Source organism: Alistipes sp., from assembly GCF_048465575.1.
GTDB lineage: Bacteria > Bacteroidota > Bacteroidia > Bacteroidales > Rikenellaceae > Alistipes.
Genome location: NZ_DBFWLG010000002.1, coordinates 38,492 through 53,970, shown reverse-complemented (window position 1 = coordinate 53,970; position 15,479 = coordinate 38,492). Strand labels below are relative to the sequence as shown.

Here is a 15,479-nt window from a genome sequence, read left to right as displayed (position 1 = left end):
TAATTATATAAAAAAGGCCATTTGTCGCATAGGCTGCGGGGTGTGTTTCGTGATATAAATTTAATTATATTTGTTCTGCTAACCTGATCTTCGCAATGGGAAAATTTTACCCGATTCTCCTCGTGCTCTGCTGCGGCATGCTTCCGACCCGCGCGCAGTCGATCCATTTCGACCGGCTGGACATCAACGACGGATTGTCGCAGAATACGGTCACCTCGATCATTCAGGACGACATGGGCTTCATGTGGTTCGGCACCAAAGACGGTTTGTGCCGCTACGACGGAAAGTCGTTCAAGACGTTCATGCACGATCCGCGCCTCAATACCGGACTGGGGAACAGCCTCATTAAATGCCTGATCGAGGACCTGGACCACAGAATCTGGATCGGCACCGATTCGGGACTCTTCATCTACGACCCCCAGACCGAGTACATCTCCGTCGTGCCGCTCGTCGCTGCCGACGGAAAGGCGGTCACCAAGCCCGTTTCGATCCTCGACTGCGACCCCGCGGGCCGCGTGTGGATCGTCGTCGAGAACAGCGACATCTTCTGCTACGACCCCCAGACCCGCGAGGTCGCAAGCCGCTACAAGCCGCGCAAGCCGCTGCGCAGCCTCGCCTCCGACAAGAACGGGGCGCTCTGGTTCGCCGGTTACGGCGGCGGCCTGTACTGCACCGACGATCAGTTCCGGACCGTCAAACCGTTTCTCGACGCCGAGGGGCAGGAAATTTATCCCCAGGACATCATCTCGTTCATCTGCCTGAGCGACTACAACGAAATGTACCTCGGGCTGGAGGAGCACGGCGTGGCCAAAGTGGACCTCGTGACCGGAACGGTCACGAGGCTGCGGTTGTCGGACGATCCCGCGTCGCCGCTCTTCGTGCGCCACATCCTGCCCTACTCGCCCGATGAACTGTGGATCGGCACCGAGTCGGGCATCGTCGTCTACAACATCCGCACCCGCCGCTACCAGCACCTGAAAAGCTCCCCCTACGACCCCTACTCCCTCTCGGACAACGCCGTCTATTCGCTCTGCAAGGACCGCGAGGGCGGTTTGTGGATCGGCTCGTTCTTCGGGGGCATCAACTACCTGCCGCAGCGGAACTCCGATTTCGAGAAATACTACCATACCGACGATCCGCACAGCCTCCGTGGACGCCGCGTGCGGGAGATCTGTCCGGGCAACGACGGCCGGCTCTGGATCGGCACGGAGGACGCCGGACTTTACAGGTTCGACCCCGCAAGCGGTTCATTCGATTTCTTCACCCCCAGCCGAGAGTTTACCAACGTCCACGGACTGCTGATGGACGGCGACAACCTCTGGGTGAGCACTTTTTCCAAAGGCATCCGCGTGATCGACACCCGCACGGGCCGTATCCGCAAATACGACAACGACAACCGCCCGGGACGGCTCTTCAGCAACTACGTCTTCGCGCTCTACAAGACCAACGGCGGGCGTATTTATGTGGGAACCATGCACGGGCTTCAATACTACAACCGCGAGACGGACCGCTTCCAGCACGTCCCCGAGATCAACGGCGGCAAGATGGTCCGCGACATCCGCGAGGATTCGAACGGGAACCTGTGGGTCGGGACCTCGTCCAACGGAGTCTACCGCTTCGATGCACGCAACGACCTCTGGACGCAGTTCCTGCACGACGACGACGATCCCGCTTCGCTTCCCTACGACAATGTCACCAGCGTTTTCGAAGACAGCAACGGCCGGATATGGCTCACCACCGAGGGCTCGGGCTTCTGCCGCTTCGATCCCGTCCAAAAGAATTTCGTTCGTTACGGCTCTTTCGACGGCATGCCCAGCGACGTCGTTTTCCAGATCATCGAGGACGATGAGGGCAATTTCTGGATCACCACCGACCGCGGGCTGGCGCTGTTCGATCCCCGTGCGGGCCGCGTCCGGCAGGTCTACACCGTGACCGACCGGCTGCTGAGCAACCAGTTCAACTACAAGTCGGGGTACAAATCCCCCGACGGGACCATCTATTTCGGCTGCATTGAGGGGCTGGTCTCTTTCAACCCCCGAACGCTCCTCGACCGCAAGACAGACTATGTCCCGCCCCTCTACATCACCGATTTTTCGCTGCTCAACGAAAAGATCGCCGTCGGAGGCCGCAACTCGCCGCTGCGCAAGAGCATCCTCTGTTCGGATTCGATCCGCCTGAAGCACGACCAGAACTCCCTCACGTTGCAGCTCGCCGCCCTGAGCTACCGCGAGCCGCAGACCAACCGGCTGCTCTACAAACTCGACGGGTTCGACGACCAGTGGCGACCCTATACGCCCGGGAGCGCCACGATCACCTATTCGAAAATCCCTTACGGCAAATACACTTTCCGCGTGCGTCTCGCGGCCGGATCGGACCAGGCCGAAACGGCGCCCGAGAAACGGCTGTTCATCGAGGTTTCGCCGCCGTTCTACCTCTCCGCAGGGGCCTACGCCGTCTACGGAGTGCTTGCGCTGGGTGCGCTCGTGCTGATCCGGATTTACTACACGCGCCGCAGCAAACGGCGCCAGCAGCAGCACATCCAGGCTTTCGAGCGCGAAAAGGAACGCGAGCTGTACAATGCCAAGATCAGTTTCTTCACCCACATCGCGCACGAAATACGCACGCCGCTGACCCTGATCAAGGGCCCGCTCGAGAACATCCTTGCCCGGCAAATGCCGGACCGGAGCATGGCCGAGGACCTGCACGTCATGGACCGCAACACCAACCGCCTGCTGGACCTGACCAACCAGCTGCTCGATTTTCAGAAGATCGAGAAAGAGGGCTTGTCGCTCAACCTGAGGCGGCAGAACGTGTCGGAGGTCGTCGAAGAGACATTCTACCGCTTCAGCTCCTCGGCCAAGCAGCAGCAAAAAAGTTTCGAACTGGAAGCGGGCGAGGGAGCGATTCATGCCGAGGTCGACCGCGAGGCTTTCACCAAGATCCTGAGCAACCTCTTGAACAACGCCCTGAAATATTCCGAAAAGACGATCCGCGTCCGCCTGTCAGTGGCAGGCGACGCATTTCTTGTCACGGTAATCAACGACGGCGAGGTCGTGCCTGCGGAGATGCGCGAGGCGATCTTCGCCCCGTTCTTCCGCCACGCCCGCCGGGACGAAGCGACGGGAACAGGGATCGGGCTGGCGCTGGCGCGCTCCCTGGCCGAGCTGCACGGCGGTACGCTGGCGATGGATGCCGACACGCAGCGGAACGTCTTTGTCCTCACCCTGCCGCTCTCAAGGCAGGCGGCCGATGAGAGCGTGCAGACCGCCTCGGCCGAAGATTCCGAGAACATTCCCGACGACCGCAGCGACCCCGGCTGGGAGGCATACAGCGTATTGATCATCGAGGACAACCAAGAAATGTGCGCTTTCATCCGGCGGCAGGTATCGGAAAGCTACTCGGTGCTCACGGCCGGAAACGGGGTCGAAGCGCTGGAACTGCTGGAGAAGAGTTACGTCACTTTGATTATCAGCGACATCATGATGCCCAAGATGGACGGGATCGAGTTTTGCCGGCAGGTGAAAACCGACCTGCGTTACAGCCATATCCCGCTGATCCTGCTCTCGGCGAAGACGAACCTCCACTCGAAGATTTCGGGCATGGACGCCGGGGCCGATGCTTATGTCGAAAAGCCGTTTTCGTCGGATTACCTGCTGTCAGTAATCGCCAACCTGATCAAGAGCCGGCAGATGCTGAGCGAAGCGTTCTCGAAAAATCCGCTCGTGCTGGCCAACACCATGGCGACCTCGACGGTGGACACCGATTTCATCGTGCGGCTGCAAGAGATCATCCAAGCCAACCTGAGCGATCCGGAGTTCAAGATCAACGACATCGCCGAGATGGTACACATGAGCCGCGCGAGCTTCTACCGCAAGATCAAAGGGGTGCTAAACATGACCCCGAACGATTACCTGCGGCTCGAACGGCTGAAAGCGGCGGCCCGGCTGCTGCGCGACAAGCGCTACCACATCAACGAGGTGTGCTACATGGTAGGGTTCAGTTCCACCTCCTACTTTGCCAAATGCTTCCAGAAGCAGTTCGGCGTGCTGCCGAAAAAGTATGCCGCCGAGTGACGGATGACATTATCGGAAAAGCAGCGTTGTCTGGATCATTATGCTACCTTTCGTTAAGATTCTATGTGTCTGTTTATTTCGGCAATGAATCGTTCGCCGAACCGAAGATACATGCTGATGGTGATCCCTTTTATTTCGATGAACTCCTCTTTTACCGTCGGCTTGTCGGTTGCTAACAGAACCAACGTAGAATTATACATGATGCGATACGGTGGCACGTTATATTCATGAGCTGTTTCATTTCTCAATACCCGCAATTTGGCAAGTAATTTCATATCGGTAAGCAAGTTCCCTTCCGCATCGACAACCACCTTAAATCCCTCCTTTTCGATCGTCTGCTCCGAATAATTAACAGTATATATTCGACGATTACTCTTTTCTCGCGGCAATACCGTTTGCTTGGATGGACTCAACTCGGGCGCATGATCGATCTCTGCCAATTGTTTGGGAGTATGCTGGAAATAAGCAGGCTTGTCTTTTGATGGGTCTTCCATACCGAAATCATCTTTTTTCCATTCGCGATAATGTTCCTGACTGAGCAATCTTCCGCAGCCCGACTTATCCGGTTTGTAGTTGGTGCAACCTAATATGGGTTCCTTGAGTCCGCCTTTAACAATCAAGAAGCCGTCTTTGCACCAATCGCATTTCTGAATGGAGAGCTCGCCGCCGCGTTTGTCGTTGGTCATAAAACCGCAAACCTCCTGATCGTTAGTGCAAATCCACAATTTAAGACCGTAGTTTTTACTCCATTTCAACTGCATCGGATAGCCGCAGACAGGACAACGATCTTTTATGACGGTCGAAATGGAAAGATCGGTTTTCAACTCACCTTTCAGCGTAACGTTCGGATAGCTTTTCGGTTCACTCAAAAGCTCTTTGATAAACACCGAAGGGCGTTTTTCCGGAGTGACGATAAATACACGATTTTTAGTCCGCGTAAGGGCAACGTAGAACAAACGACGCTCTTCGGCATAGTTATACGAGGTATCGTTTGACACGACCAAATTCAACACCGGGTCGTCATCGACTTTCGAGGGAAAACCATAGGTTTCGTCTTTTGCATTGATGATAATCACATTGTCTGCACTCAACCCTTTCGAGCTGTGGGCCGTCAAAAATTGGAGTTTAATTTTGTTCCCGTATTTTGCCGAATAGACTTTCCCTGTTTTTTCATCGTAGTTAAATTGTTTGGAATAACAGAGGTTTCGTGCATCGAAGCCATATCGACCTATCAAAAGGATCGAGGCGATTCGGGATTTCCCCTCGACAGAATTATATTCCAATATCTCTTCGATAGCGTTATTTACTGCAATTCCCAGATAATAATATTTTCCGCCTTCGGGTCGGTCTTTGCCTTTATCATAGGTTTCGGCGTATGGATAGATAATGACAGGATTGGTGATACGTTTCGGTGAAACGAGTTCCTTTTTGATCTGGGCCGAATTTTTCTGCACGAATGTTCCCGCAATGTCGATTATCTCTTGCGCATTACGGTAAGTGCGCGTAATTTTCAACTCCTGTCCATAACCGACGGCTTCACAGAACCGGGTGAACAGTGGTAGAATAGAACCGCTGAAGGCATAGATGGACTGCCAGTCGTCGCCTACGGCCATGATTTTGGCATCGCACAACTGCGACAACTCTTTGATAAGATTGTAACGCTGGCGTGAGATGTCCTGATACTCGTCTACAATAATATACTTATAATCGAGTTGTTCCCTGTTAATACGTTTTTTTCGGATCAACTCTGCCGACTCGTTAATCATGTCTTGGAAGTCGATGCAATGCTGTTCTTTCAATGTTTTCTGATATTCGTAATAACACACATTACATATATCGAGAAACAGTTTCGTCCGCACATTCTTCGTCGCAGCCTTAAACTCGTCGAACTGCTCGACATTGTAGCCTTGGGTCTTAAAGTTGTTGATAAAGGCGCAGATCAACAACGTAAGCCGCGTAATGTATTTGGTCTCTTCTGTGTCGATCAGCTTTTGGTAGACCTCTTCCCGCGGGCGTTTGCAAAGCGTATATCCGTGCTGTTCGAGTTGTTCACGCAGATGCAGGAGGTAATCACGCCCATCCTTATATATGGAGAATGTATAGATCAGATCCGTTTTGTGTTTACGATGCAGACGAATTTTATCGTTGATACGGGACTTGTAACGTTCGAGCGTTTCCTGAGAATAGCGATTGTTAAGTCCATCTTCGGTAATCCCGAAGTGTTCGATATACGAAACTTTATTGCCTTGTTTTATGCGAAAATCAGGAGTATAAGGTTTGTTTGCATCGAGAATAGGATACTGGTAGATAGGCTCATATTCGTACTCTATCTGATACAGATATAGGAAATTGGCAATACGAACCTCCTCCATTGAACGCAAAATCTCATTATTCAGCGTTTGTGCTTTCTGCGTCTTGCGATCTACAATTTCTTGGATATATTCATGCAGATTGCTTTTCAGGGTGGAGCAATCCGCTTTGGCGACGAATTGAAAATACTCGTTGAGTTTATCCCCCTCGTAAGGTGCTGTAAAGTAAGAACCGAAAAAGAGGATCAGTTTGTCTACAACATCGGGATTGCGCAGCACGGAAGATTTCAAATAGTTATTGATTACCGTGTACATATATCCGCCCTCGACAATTTTTTTGCGCTCTTCTTCGCCTTGCCGCAAAATCGTATAGCCGACAGAGTGAAACGTACTGATAGGGCACGGTATGCCCAAGTTACCGTTAATCCGTCCACGGAGTTCCTCGACGGCCTTATTGGTAAAAGAGATAACTAAAATCTGGGCAGGGTCGATGCCTCGTTTCTCTACGAGATAGCGCACCTTGGCAGCCACCGTCGTAGTTTTACCGGCCCCGGCTCCGGCGATAACCAGCGTGTGATCTTCCTCGGAGAGTACCACTTCTCGCTGTTCCCGATCGAGCGATATGGCCGGATCGCACGCCTTGAGGATGTTATCGAGATAGAGTTTCTCCGCTTCGAGATGATGCGAAATATAATCGTCGTTGTGTTTCCGGATAGTTGGCGATTGCGTTGCAAGGTCTGCTATTTCATCGAATCTTTCTCGGAAATAGTTTATAACCTCAATGTCGAGATTATACTTGGCAACATACTCGTTCAATACGTTCGACTGAACGAGTGTATTATAGGATTGCGATAAATCACGGTATTGTTCAAAAAGTTTCTTATAATCGCTTCGGGCTATGAATTTGTCTTGAGACAACAGGGTTTTGAACGCTCCGTTGAAAGACAGCGTTCTGATATACTCTGCCGGGTAATTTGCAGAATCTGTATCTGGCGTAACAGTAGAGGTCGGCGTTTTAGGCCGACCTATATTTTTTACATAATCCACTATTCCCATCTGCCTCAAAACTGTTTGCCCTACAAAGATAATTATAAATCAATTCCATAAGTCTTTCAGAATGTAATAAAATATCCATATTATCCTGACTCTCAATTTTTTTGACTGGGAACAATCTGGGAACAAATCCAAAAATAAAAATCGCTAACAATCTAATTATACAGATGTTAGCGATTTTCATGGTACCCGGAGCCGGGGTCGAACCGGCACGACATTGCTGTCATTGGTGTTTGAGACCAACGCGTCTACCGATTCCGCCATCCGGGCAGTTGTCCGACGGCCGGCCGCGGAAGCGGACACGGGACCGACGATGAATCGGGATGACAAAGTTAAGGAAAAATTGAGAATTAAAAGTTAAAAATTAAAAATTTATTCATCCACACAAGAAGAATCCTTGATAATCAATGACTCCCGTCGAAGAACGTTTTGATCTTCCGCGCCTTTGCCTGCCCCACCAGGGCCGTAAGTTCCTCGATGGGAGCCGACCGCACCTTGGCCACCGTGCGGAAATGCTGAAGCAGGGTGCGCACGGTCTTCGCGCCCACCCCCTCGATCTGTTCGAGTTCGCTGTGGATGAATGCCTTGCTGCGTTTCTGCCGGTGAAAGGCGATGGCAAAGCGATGCACCTCCTCCTGTATATGCGTCAGGAAGCGGAACAGCGGCGACGCAGGACGAACCCCGACCAGGAGCGGCGGATAGCCCGAGAGCAGTTCGGCGGTGCGGTGGCGGTCGTCCTTGGCCAGACCTGCGATCGGAATCGCCAGCCCCAGCCCCTCCAGCACCTCGTGGATCGCCCCCATCTGTCCTTTGCCTCCGTCGGCGATAATCAGATCGGGCAGCTCGGCACCCTCGGCCACGAGGCGGCTGTAACGGCGGTAAACCACCTCGCGCATCGACGCATAGTCGTCGGCGCCCACGACGGTCTTGATATTGAAATGGCGGTACTCGCTCCGAGCGGGCTTTCCGTCGCGGAACACCACGCACGAGGCGACCGGATGCGCTCCCTGGAGGTTGGAGTTGTCGAAACACTCGATATGACGCGGCAGGCGGTCGAGACGCAGCGCCTTTTGCATCTCGCCGAGCACGCGCTCGGTATAGCGTTCGGGGTTTCGGATCTCGAGGTTTTTGAGCTGTTCGGCGCGGTAGATGCGGGCGCTTTTCTGCGAAAATTCGAGCAGTTGGAGCTTCTCGCCACGCTTGGGCACGGTGAAAGTCACCCCCTCGAAGAGCAGCGTCGTGGAGGGCAGAAAGGGCACGATCACCTCGCGGGCCAGCTTGCCCCCGGCAATGTGTTCGACGATGTGCTGGATGGCCAGCGTCAGCATGTCGCGCTCGTCGCCGCCCACGCCCGTGGTGAGCTTGACCGTCGATACGCACACGATGGAGCCGTGGCGGATGCGCACGAAATTGCACCACGCCACCTCGTCGTCGGCGAGCAGCGAGAAGACATCGACATCGACGATCCGTGGGCTGACGATCACCGACCGCCCGGCATAGTGGTCCAGCGCGTCGAGCCGCTGCTTGTAGCGCTGCGCCACCTCGAATTTCAACTCCCCGGAGGCCTTGTCCATCTCCGTCTCGAGGTATTGCCTGACGGGTCGCAGGTCGCCCTTGAGCACCGCCACGACCATTTCGACCAGCCGGTCGTACTCCTCTTCGGTCTGAAGCCCCACACAGGGGCCCTTGCAATTGCCCAGGTGGTATTGCAGGCAGACCGAATAACGGTCGCGGGCGATCTGCGCGGGCGCGAGGTCGAGTTTGCAGGTTCTCAGCGGCACCACCTCGCGGATGAATTCCAGCACCGAGTGCTGCATCGACAGCGAGCCGTAGGGGCCGAAATACTGCGAACCGTCCCGCAGAAGCTGGCGCGTGGACTGCACGCGCGGGAAATGTTCGCGCCGCACGACGATCCAGGGGTAGGTCTTGTCGTCCTTCAAAAGGATGTTATATCGGGGCTGGAGGCTCTTGATAAGGGAGTTTTCCAGCAGCAGGGCATCGGTCTCGCTGTCCACGACGATGTGGCGGATCTCGACGATCTGCCGCACCAGCACGCGGACCTTGGCGCTGTGCTCTTTCGACTGCACGAAATAGGACGACACCCTTTTGCGCAGGCTCTTGGCCTTGCCCACGTAGATGATCGTCCCCGTGCGGTCGACGAATTGATAGACCCCGGGCGAGAGCGGCAGCAGGGCGACCTGCTCCCTGAGCGTATTTTTTTCGTTCTCGGCCATAAACTACGGCGAAGATAGCAAATATTTCGCAAAAGGCATGCGCACCGACAACTCGCGCGAAAACGGTCGCAATTCTTGCTTTATTCGCCTCGAAAACCTATATTTGTAACTCGAATTCAAGAAGCCTATGAAAAAACTGCTACTCCCCTTTCTTTTCGGAATCCTCGTCGCAGCCTGCACCGACAGCGACTACGACCTCTCGCAGGTCGAAACCGACGACATCGCCATCGGCGATGCGGACTCCGAATACAAAATTCCGCTGGCCACGATCCGCGTGGGCATGGCCGAACTCTCCGGGACGGGCTCCCAGGGCGACATGCGCGAAATGTTCGCCGATGCCGACACGTGGCTGCCCACGACCCTGCCGGGCGGCGCGGACTATCTGGACCTTACGAGGCTGCACGAAACGACATATATCGATCCCATCTTCGACGCCCTCTTCGCCGAGATGGACCAGCCGGCTTCGGGCAAGCTCGACCGTGTGACCGACCTGGTGCTGCGCAAGTACAAGGCGGCATTCGCCCGGGCGCTCGGCGTGGCGGAGAGCCTGCTGACGGCGGACTATTTCAAGAGCTCCTACCTCGCTCCCCAAACCGCCGCCATCATCCAAAACGAAGCCCGCACGCAGGCACTGGAGTACCTCGGCGGGCTGGACGACCTGGCACCGCTCGATTACGACCTGGGCAGCATCGACCTCTCGGGCGATGTGGTGGACATGCTCGCCGACAACCTCGACCCCAAGGGGACCACTCCCTACCGAAACACACTGCACCTCTACGGAAAGATCGAGAGCGACCTGCCCGTGGCCCTGCGGCTCGACCCCGCCTTTACCGGCACCGAGGTGCGGTTCCGGGTCGATGTCGAGCCCGGCACCGGGAACCCGATCGACGAGGTGCAGCTGTTCGAGCCGGACCTGCGGGCCATCGTGGACGGCACGACCATCGGCATTCCGATCCAACTCGAAAGGTACTATCCCGGCAAAGAGTTTTCCCAGCAAGCCGACCAGCTCGTCATCCGACTGAACCTTGTCAAGCGCGGCGCGCTCAACCTCGACCTTTAAAACGGCAACGCACATGAAAAAGCTATCTCTCTTTCTTGCAGCGCTGCTCACGGCAGCCGGCGCTGCGGCACAGAACCCTACGGCCTATTTCATGGAGGGTTCGACCCTCCGTTCGCAGTTCAACCCGGCTTTCGCCCCCTTGCGCGGCTACGTCAACATCCCGGGACTGGGCTCGCTGGACATCAGCCAGACGGGCAACCTGGCACTGGACAACATCCTCTACCCGCGCGGCGGCCGGCTGGTTACCCTGATCGACAGTTCGGTCTCGGCCGCCGATGCCCTGGCCAACCTCGAGAGCAACAACCTGTTGAGCACCGGCTCGCGGGTCAACCTCATCGGCTTCGGCGCATTCACCCGCAACCACAAGAATTTCTGGTCGTTCGACCTAAACCTGCGCGCCGACATGGACGCCCAGCTCCCCTACTCGCTTTTCGAATTCATCAAGCGGGGCCAGGACGGAAACATCTCGAACATCGGCATCGCCGTCGAGACCTACCTCGAAGCGGCGTTCAGCTACTCGTTCCCGCTGCTCGACGACCGGCTCTACATCGGTGTGCGCGGTAAATTCCTGGCCGGCGCGGCCCGTGCGCAGCTCAACTACGATCGGTTCGACGTCGCGTTGGACGAGGAGCGCTGGGTGATCGACGCTGCGGGCCGGCTCGACATCACCGGCGCAGGACTGGAAATCGATTACGGTACCAACGACCGCGGCGAACAGGTTTTCAAGCCGGGCGACATCGACCTGAACCCCACGCGCCCCGTGGGCTACGGCTTCGCCGTCGACCTGGGCGCCACGTACGACATCCTGCCGAATTTGCAGGCGTCGCTGGCGGTCAACGACCTGGGCTTCATCAGCTGGAGCAAGGGCGACACGGCGGTCGGCAACTCGGCCAAAAACCTCACTTTCACGGGCGTGGAGGTCGTCGAGGGGCAGGCCGTGCCGCAGCCCGAGTTCGACCTCGACGTGCTGGAGTTCACGCCCGGCGCAGCCGCAGGTTCGACCCGGATGCTCCGGGCCTCGATCAATGCCGGTCTGGAGTACGAACTCTGGCGTCACAAGATCGGCATCGGCCTGTTGTACACGGCCCGCATCCGGGAGTTCAAAACCCTGCACAACATCACCGGGTCGGTCAATTTCCACCCCGTGCGATGGTTCACGCTCACGGGGAGCTACTCGGTGATCGACAACCGCGGCGGCGCCGTGGGACTGGCCCTCAACCTCTGTCCCAACTGGATCAATTTCTTCCTGGCCACCGACCTGCTCACCTCGAAGCACACCCCGCAGTGGGTCCCCGTCAAGCAGAGCAACATGCATTTCACGCTCGGCATCGGCGTTCCGATCGGCAAGCGCAGCCACCGCATCGCCGCCTATGTCCGCGAAGACGACAAGCGGTAATGCAAAAACCCCCGGCTTCAGCGTGAAGCCGGGGGTTTTTGCCTGCCCGGTAGCGGATACGGTCGCAGCGGCTGCGTAAGAAAGCGGCGCCGCACTGCAAAAGGGATCGCTCCGTTCGGCTTTTTAGGCGCACCCATACCACTTTCGGACAAACCCGTTGCGATTTACGAAACTTTGCTTATCTTTGTGGCAAGGAGCAAGGGAAAGCCCGTTGGTTTCGTTCTTTCCGCTCCATTGAAATATTATTGCGGCGGCCCTCAAAATCTGTGTGAAGTTGCGTCACTACTTTTTGAATTCTTCAAAAAAACGGGCCGTCGCAATTTCTTTTTTTACACACAAAAACCATACCAAAAACGACAGTAGAAGCGGTTTTTTCAGACCGCTTCTACTGTTATCTGTTGTTCCAGTGCGGCGCGCGTCACGCGGCGGCCCTCCTCGACGATCTCGGTCGAACGGTAGAACTCGAAGAGCCCGAAGCGGTCGGCCGGCATTTCGATCAAGAGGTCGGGCTTGTACAACTCGCACATCAGCTGGGTGATATGCTGCTGCATGATCTCCGACGAGACGGTCAGCAGCTTGTAGTAGTTCAGCGACGGCGGGTTGCTGCGCACCGACGCCTCGGCCCCGAACGGCGCGCTCACGTCCACGGCCACCAGCAGGTCCCCCGGTTCGCGGCGCACGCGGTTCAGCGGCAGCGGGTTGACCGTGCCGCCGTCGATCAGCACCATGCCGCCGCGCCTGACGGGCTGGAAGACCGACGGGATCGAGATCGAGGCCCGGATGGCATCGTACAGTCCGCCCCGGTCGATCACCACCTCACGGCCGGTCAACAGGTCGGCGGCCACGGCGGCGAACGGGATGGGCATCTGCTCGATCCGTATGTCGGGCACCAGCTCCTTCATGGCCCGGATGACCCGCTTGCCCTTGACCAGCCCCTCGGTCGAGAGGGCGAAATCCACCAGGCTGAAAACCTTGTAGCGGTCCAGCGCGCACATCCACTCGCGGAAAGGTTCGAGGTGGCCCGAGGCGTACATGCCGCCCACCAGCGCGCCCATCGACGTGCCGGCCACGGACGTGATCTCGAACCCCTGGCTCTCCAGTTCCATGATGGCCCCGATATGGGCCACGCCGCGCGCTCCGCCGCCGGCCAGCACCAGCGCCGCTCTCCTCTTGTTCATCTGCTATTCCTTATTAATACGATTCCGGACTTTTCCCCAGGCATGGGTCCCGAAGAGACAACTTGCACGCATCGTGCCGCACATCGCCCCGAACCGGGACATCGGAATGACCAGGCTCAGCTCGTGCTCCCCGACCCAGGGCCTGACCGAGGGATCGAACAGCCCCAGGAACGTGCGGCTTCCGCCCCGGCGGTTCTCCGCGACGGCCTCGGCCACCACCGAACTGCATCCCGAGCCGAACGGCGCCGCCACGGCATCGGGCGCAGGGTTGTCGAACTGCGTCCAGGTCACCAGCCCCGAAAGCATGTCCGGCGTAGCGAAAAAGAGCACGCCCTCCAGCCCGTCGAACGTCTCCACGGTGTCGATGCGCGCAAAGTGGAGCCACGCCCCGGTCGCGGGGCGCACGTCGAGCTCCCTGACGAACGCCGAGACCATCTCGGGCGTCTGCCGGTAGCGCTCCTTGAGCGACACGAACTCGGGCACGAACTCGGGCATCGGGGCGAATCCGGTGTAGAACTTGCCGCCTCCGCAGCCGATATTTTCGGCATTCAGGCTCACCGCAAGGCCCCCGCGCGCCTCCCCGAGCGCCCTGAAAAAGCACCCCTGCGTCCTGGGCACCGCACGCAGCGGCGCATCCGAATACCAGAATACCAACGGCAGCGGGGCCGTCTGGCCGAACGCCTCTCGGAAAGCGGCGGTAAATTCTTCGATCTTCATCATAGGTCCGTACATAAAATGTCCATCTTGACGTCGTGCGGCTCCACGGGCAGCTCCCCGACCACCTGGTGGCGGTAACAAACCCCGACCTTCACGGCACGCATCCCATGCCGGGAGAGGTAGGTGTCGTAATAGCCCCGCCCGCGGCCCAGCCGGTCGCCGGCGGCTGTGAAAGCTACGCCGGGCACCACCAAGAGGTCGATCCGGTGCGGATCGCACGGCCGCGCTTCCGGCCCGGGCTCGGCGATGCCGAAAGCACCCGGCACCAGCCCGGCGGAATCGTAATCGTAAAAATTCATCTCCTCGCCCTCGACGCGCGGCACGATGAGCCGTTTGCCCGCCGCCGGCCAGCGCGCGAAGAGCGGCTGGGTCTCGGGCTCGTCCCCCAAGGCGCAGTAGAGCGCGATGCAGTGCGCAGCCGCAAAGGCGGGCAGCCGCTCCACCGCGGCGAAAAAGCGCGCCGAAGCCTCGCTCCGGCGCGAGCCGGTCAGTTCGAGGTTGCGGCGTTTCATGGCGGCCCGAAGCTCTTTTTTGGTCATCTTTACCCGTCGTTTTAGCGTAAAATTCCCGTCCGATTCTATTGTTATTGTGCAAACAATGGCTATCTTTGCCCAAAAATAACGGGACAGCAGCGAACTCCGTCCGGCCCGGCCGACCGTTTCGGCCCGAGCGCGGGCTTACCGGTCCCGGTTGCGTTGCACACGAATCATTTACAAATATAACAAATTAAAACCATTATGAGCTCTTTTCTAACTAATTCCTCGGTGGGCAAGAAACTGGTGATGAGCGTCACGGGTGCATTCCTTGTGCTCTTCATCCTCTTCCACATGGCCATGAACCTCACGGCGATCATCTCGCGCGAGGCGTACAACCTGATCTGCGAACTGCTGGGGGCCAACTGGTATGCGCTGGTGGGCACCGCCATCCTGGCCGCAGGCGTGGTCGTGCATTTCATCTATGCCCTGATCCTGACCTGGGACAACTACCGCGCGCGCGGCAAGCAGCGCTACGCCGTCACCACCCGCGAGCCGGGCGTCTCGTGGGCTTCGAAGAACATGCTCGTGCTGGGCTTCATCATCCTCGGCGGGCTGGTGCTGCACCTCTTCAATTTCTGGGCGAAGATGCAGCTCGTGGAGGTGCTGGGCAGCCATCAGAACACCCTCGGATTCCATCCGGCCGACGGCGCCGCGCTGATCGCCTGGACTTTCTCGCAGTGGTACTACGTGGCGATCTACCTCCTCTGGTTCCTCGCTCTCTGGTTCCACCTCACGCACGGCGTGTGGTCCATGTTCCAGAGCGTCGGCTGGGCCAACGACACGTGGTATCCCCGCCTGAAAGGGATCGCCAATATCATCTCGACCCTTATTTTCCTCGGTTTCGCCGCCGTGGTGGTGGTCTATTTCCTCCGGAGCGTCTGCCCTTGCTGCTCGGGCGCCTGCTAACATCGCAATTGTCGAAC

General features: G+C 57.1%; 9 protein-coding genes and 1 tRNA gene. 4 read left to right on the top strand and 6 right to left on the bottom strand.

The window, feature by feature from the left end:
• Nucleotides 1-95: 95 nt before the first annotated feature.
• Nucleotides 96-4,073, top strand: coding sequence for a hybrid sensor histidine kinase/response regulator transcription factor (locus ACMQ11_RS00265; RefSeq protein ID WP_418990648.1), 3,978 nt, complete (start codon nt 96-98; stop codon nt 4,071-4,073).
• A 53-nt stretch (nt 4,074-4,126) separates the two neighbouring features.
• Here ACMQ11_RS00265 and ACMQ11_RS00260 read toward each other — a convergent pair whose 3' ends face one another.
• The 3 genes from ACMQ11_RS00260 to uvrC all read right to left on the bottom strand — a co-directional run bounded on the left by ACMQ11_RS00260 (nt 4,127) and on the right by uvrC (nt 9,669).
• Nucleotides 4,127-7,438, bottom strand: coding sequence for a UvrD-helicase domain-containing protein (locus ACMQ11_RS00260; protein ID WP_418990647.1), 3,312 nt, complete (start codon nt 7,436-7,438; stop codon nt 4,127-4,129).
• A 180-nt stretch (nt 7,439-7,618) separates the two neighbouring features.
• Nucleotides 7,619-7,705, bottom strand: a tRNA-Leu gene (locus ACMQ11_RS00255).
• 134 nt (nt 7,706-7,839) lie between these two features.
• The gene (gene uvrC / locus ACMQ11_RS00250; protein ID WP_418990646.1) at nt 7,840-9,669 is read right to left on the bottom strand and encodes an excinuclease ABC subunit UvrC; all 1,830 of its coding nucleotides are present in this window, start codon (nt 9,667-9,669) and stop codon (nt 7,840-7,842) included.
• 127 nt (nt 9,670-9,796) lie between these two features.
• Between uvrC and ACMQ11_RS00245 the strand changes: the two genes are divergently transcribed.
• Both ACMQ11_RS00245 and ACMQ11_RS00240 read left to right on the top strand, forming a co-directional pair.
• Nucleotides 9,797-10,729, top strand: a complete 933-nt coding sequence (locus tag ACMQ11_RS00245) for a hypothetical protein (RefSeq protein WP_418990645.1) — start codon at nt 9,797-9,799, stop codon at nt 10,727-10,729.
• 13 nt (nt 10,730-10,742) lie between these two features.
• Nucleotides 10,743-12,125 carry a DUF5723 family protein gene (locus tag ACMQ11_RS00240; RefSeq protein WP_418990644.1) on the top strand — a complete coding sequence of 461 codons (1,383 nt, stop codon included), beginning with the start codon at nt 10,743-10,745 and terminating at the stop codon, nt 12,123-12,125.
• A 374-nt stretch (nt 12,126-12,499) separates the two neighbouring features.
• On the opposite strand, the gene ACMQ11_RS00235 is transcribed toward ACMQ11_RS00240, so the two are convergent.
• From ACMQ11_RS00235 to ACMQ11_RS00225, 3 genes are read right to left on the bottom strand one after another with little or no spacing between them, the layout of a single operon-like run.
• On the bottom strand, nt 12,500-13,303 hold the full coding sequence (locus ACMQ11_RS00235; RefSeq protein ID WP_418990643.1) for a patatin-like phospholipase family protein: 804 nt from the start codon (nt 13,301-13,303) through the stop codon (nt 12,500-12,502).
• Between the two features lie 3 nt (nt 13,304-13,306).
• Entirely contained in the window at nt 13,307-14,020 is a 714-nt protein-coding gene (locus ACMQ11_RS00230) for a DUF169 domain-containing protein (RefSeq protein ID WP_418990695.1), read from the bottom strand.
• Nucleotides 14,020-14,559, bottom strand: coding sequence for a 5-formyltetrahydrofolate cyclo-ligase (locus ACMQ11_RS00225; protein WP_418990642.1), 540 nt, complete (start codon nt 14,557-14,559; stop codon nt 14,020-14,022). Before ACMQ11_RS00225 ends, ACMQ11_RS00230 begins: the two co-directional genes overlap by 1 nt.
• A 198-nt stretch (nt 14,560-14,757) precedes the next feature.
• Between ACMQ11_RS00225 and ACMQ11_RS00220 the strand changes: the two genes are divergently transcribed.
• Nucleotides 14,758-15,462 carry a succinate dehydrogenase cytochrome b subunit gene (locus ACMQ11_RS00220; RefSeq protein WP_418990641.1) on the top strand — a complete coding sequence of 235 codons (705 nt, stop codon included), beginning with the start codon at nt 14,758-14,760 and terminating at the stop codon, nt 15,460-15,462.
• Nucleotides 15,463-15,479 lie beyond the last annotated feature (17 nt).

Bases quoted from the DNA above. Each gene is read 5' to 3' on its own strand.
- ACMQ11_RS00240 (WP_418990644.1), top strand. From the start codon at position 10,743: ATGAAAAAGCTATCTCTCTTTCTTGCAGCGCTGCTCACGGCAGCCGGC.
- ACMQ11_RS00245 (WP_418990645.1), top strand. From the start codon at position 9,797: ATGAAAAAACTGCTACTCCCCTTTCTTTTCGGAATCCTCGTCGCAGCC.
- uvrC (WP_418990646.1), bottom strand. From the start codon at position 9,669: ATGGCCGAGAACGAAAAAAATACGCTCAGGGAGCAGGTCGCCCTGCTG.
- ACMQ11_RS00230 (WP_418990695.1), bottom strand. From the start codon at position 14,020: ATGAAGATCGAAGAATTTACCGCCGCTTTCCGAGAGGCGTTCGGCCAG.
- ACMQ11_RS00260 (WP_418990647.1), bottom strand. From the start codon at position 7,438: ATGGGAATAGTGGATTATGTAAAAAATATAGGTCGGCCTAAAACGCCG.
- ACMQ11_RS00225 (WP_418990642.1), bottom strand. From the start codon at position 14,559: ATGACCAAAAAAGAGCTTCGGGCCGCCATGAAACGCCGCAACCTCGAA.
- ACMQ11_RS00235 (WP_418990643.1), bottom strand. From the start codon at position 13,303: ATGAACAAGAGGAGAGCGGCGCTGGTGCTGGCCGGCGGCGGAGCGCGC.
- ACMQ11_RS00220 (WP_418990641.1), top strand. From the start codon at position 14,758: ATGAGCTCTTTTCTAACTAATTCCTCGGTGGGCAAGAAACTGGTGATG.
- ACMQ11_RS00265 (WP_418990648.1), top strand. From the start codon at position 96: ATGGGAAAATTTTACCCGATTCTCCTCGTGCTCTGCTGCGGCATGCTT.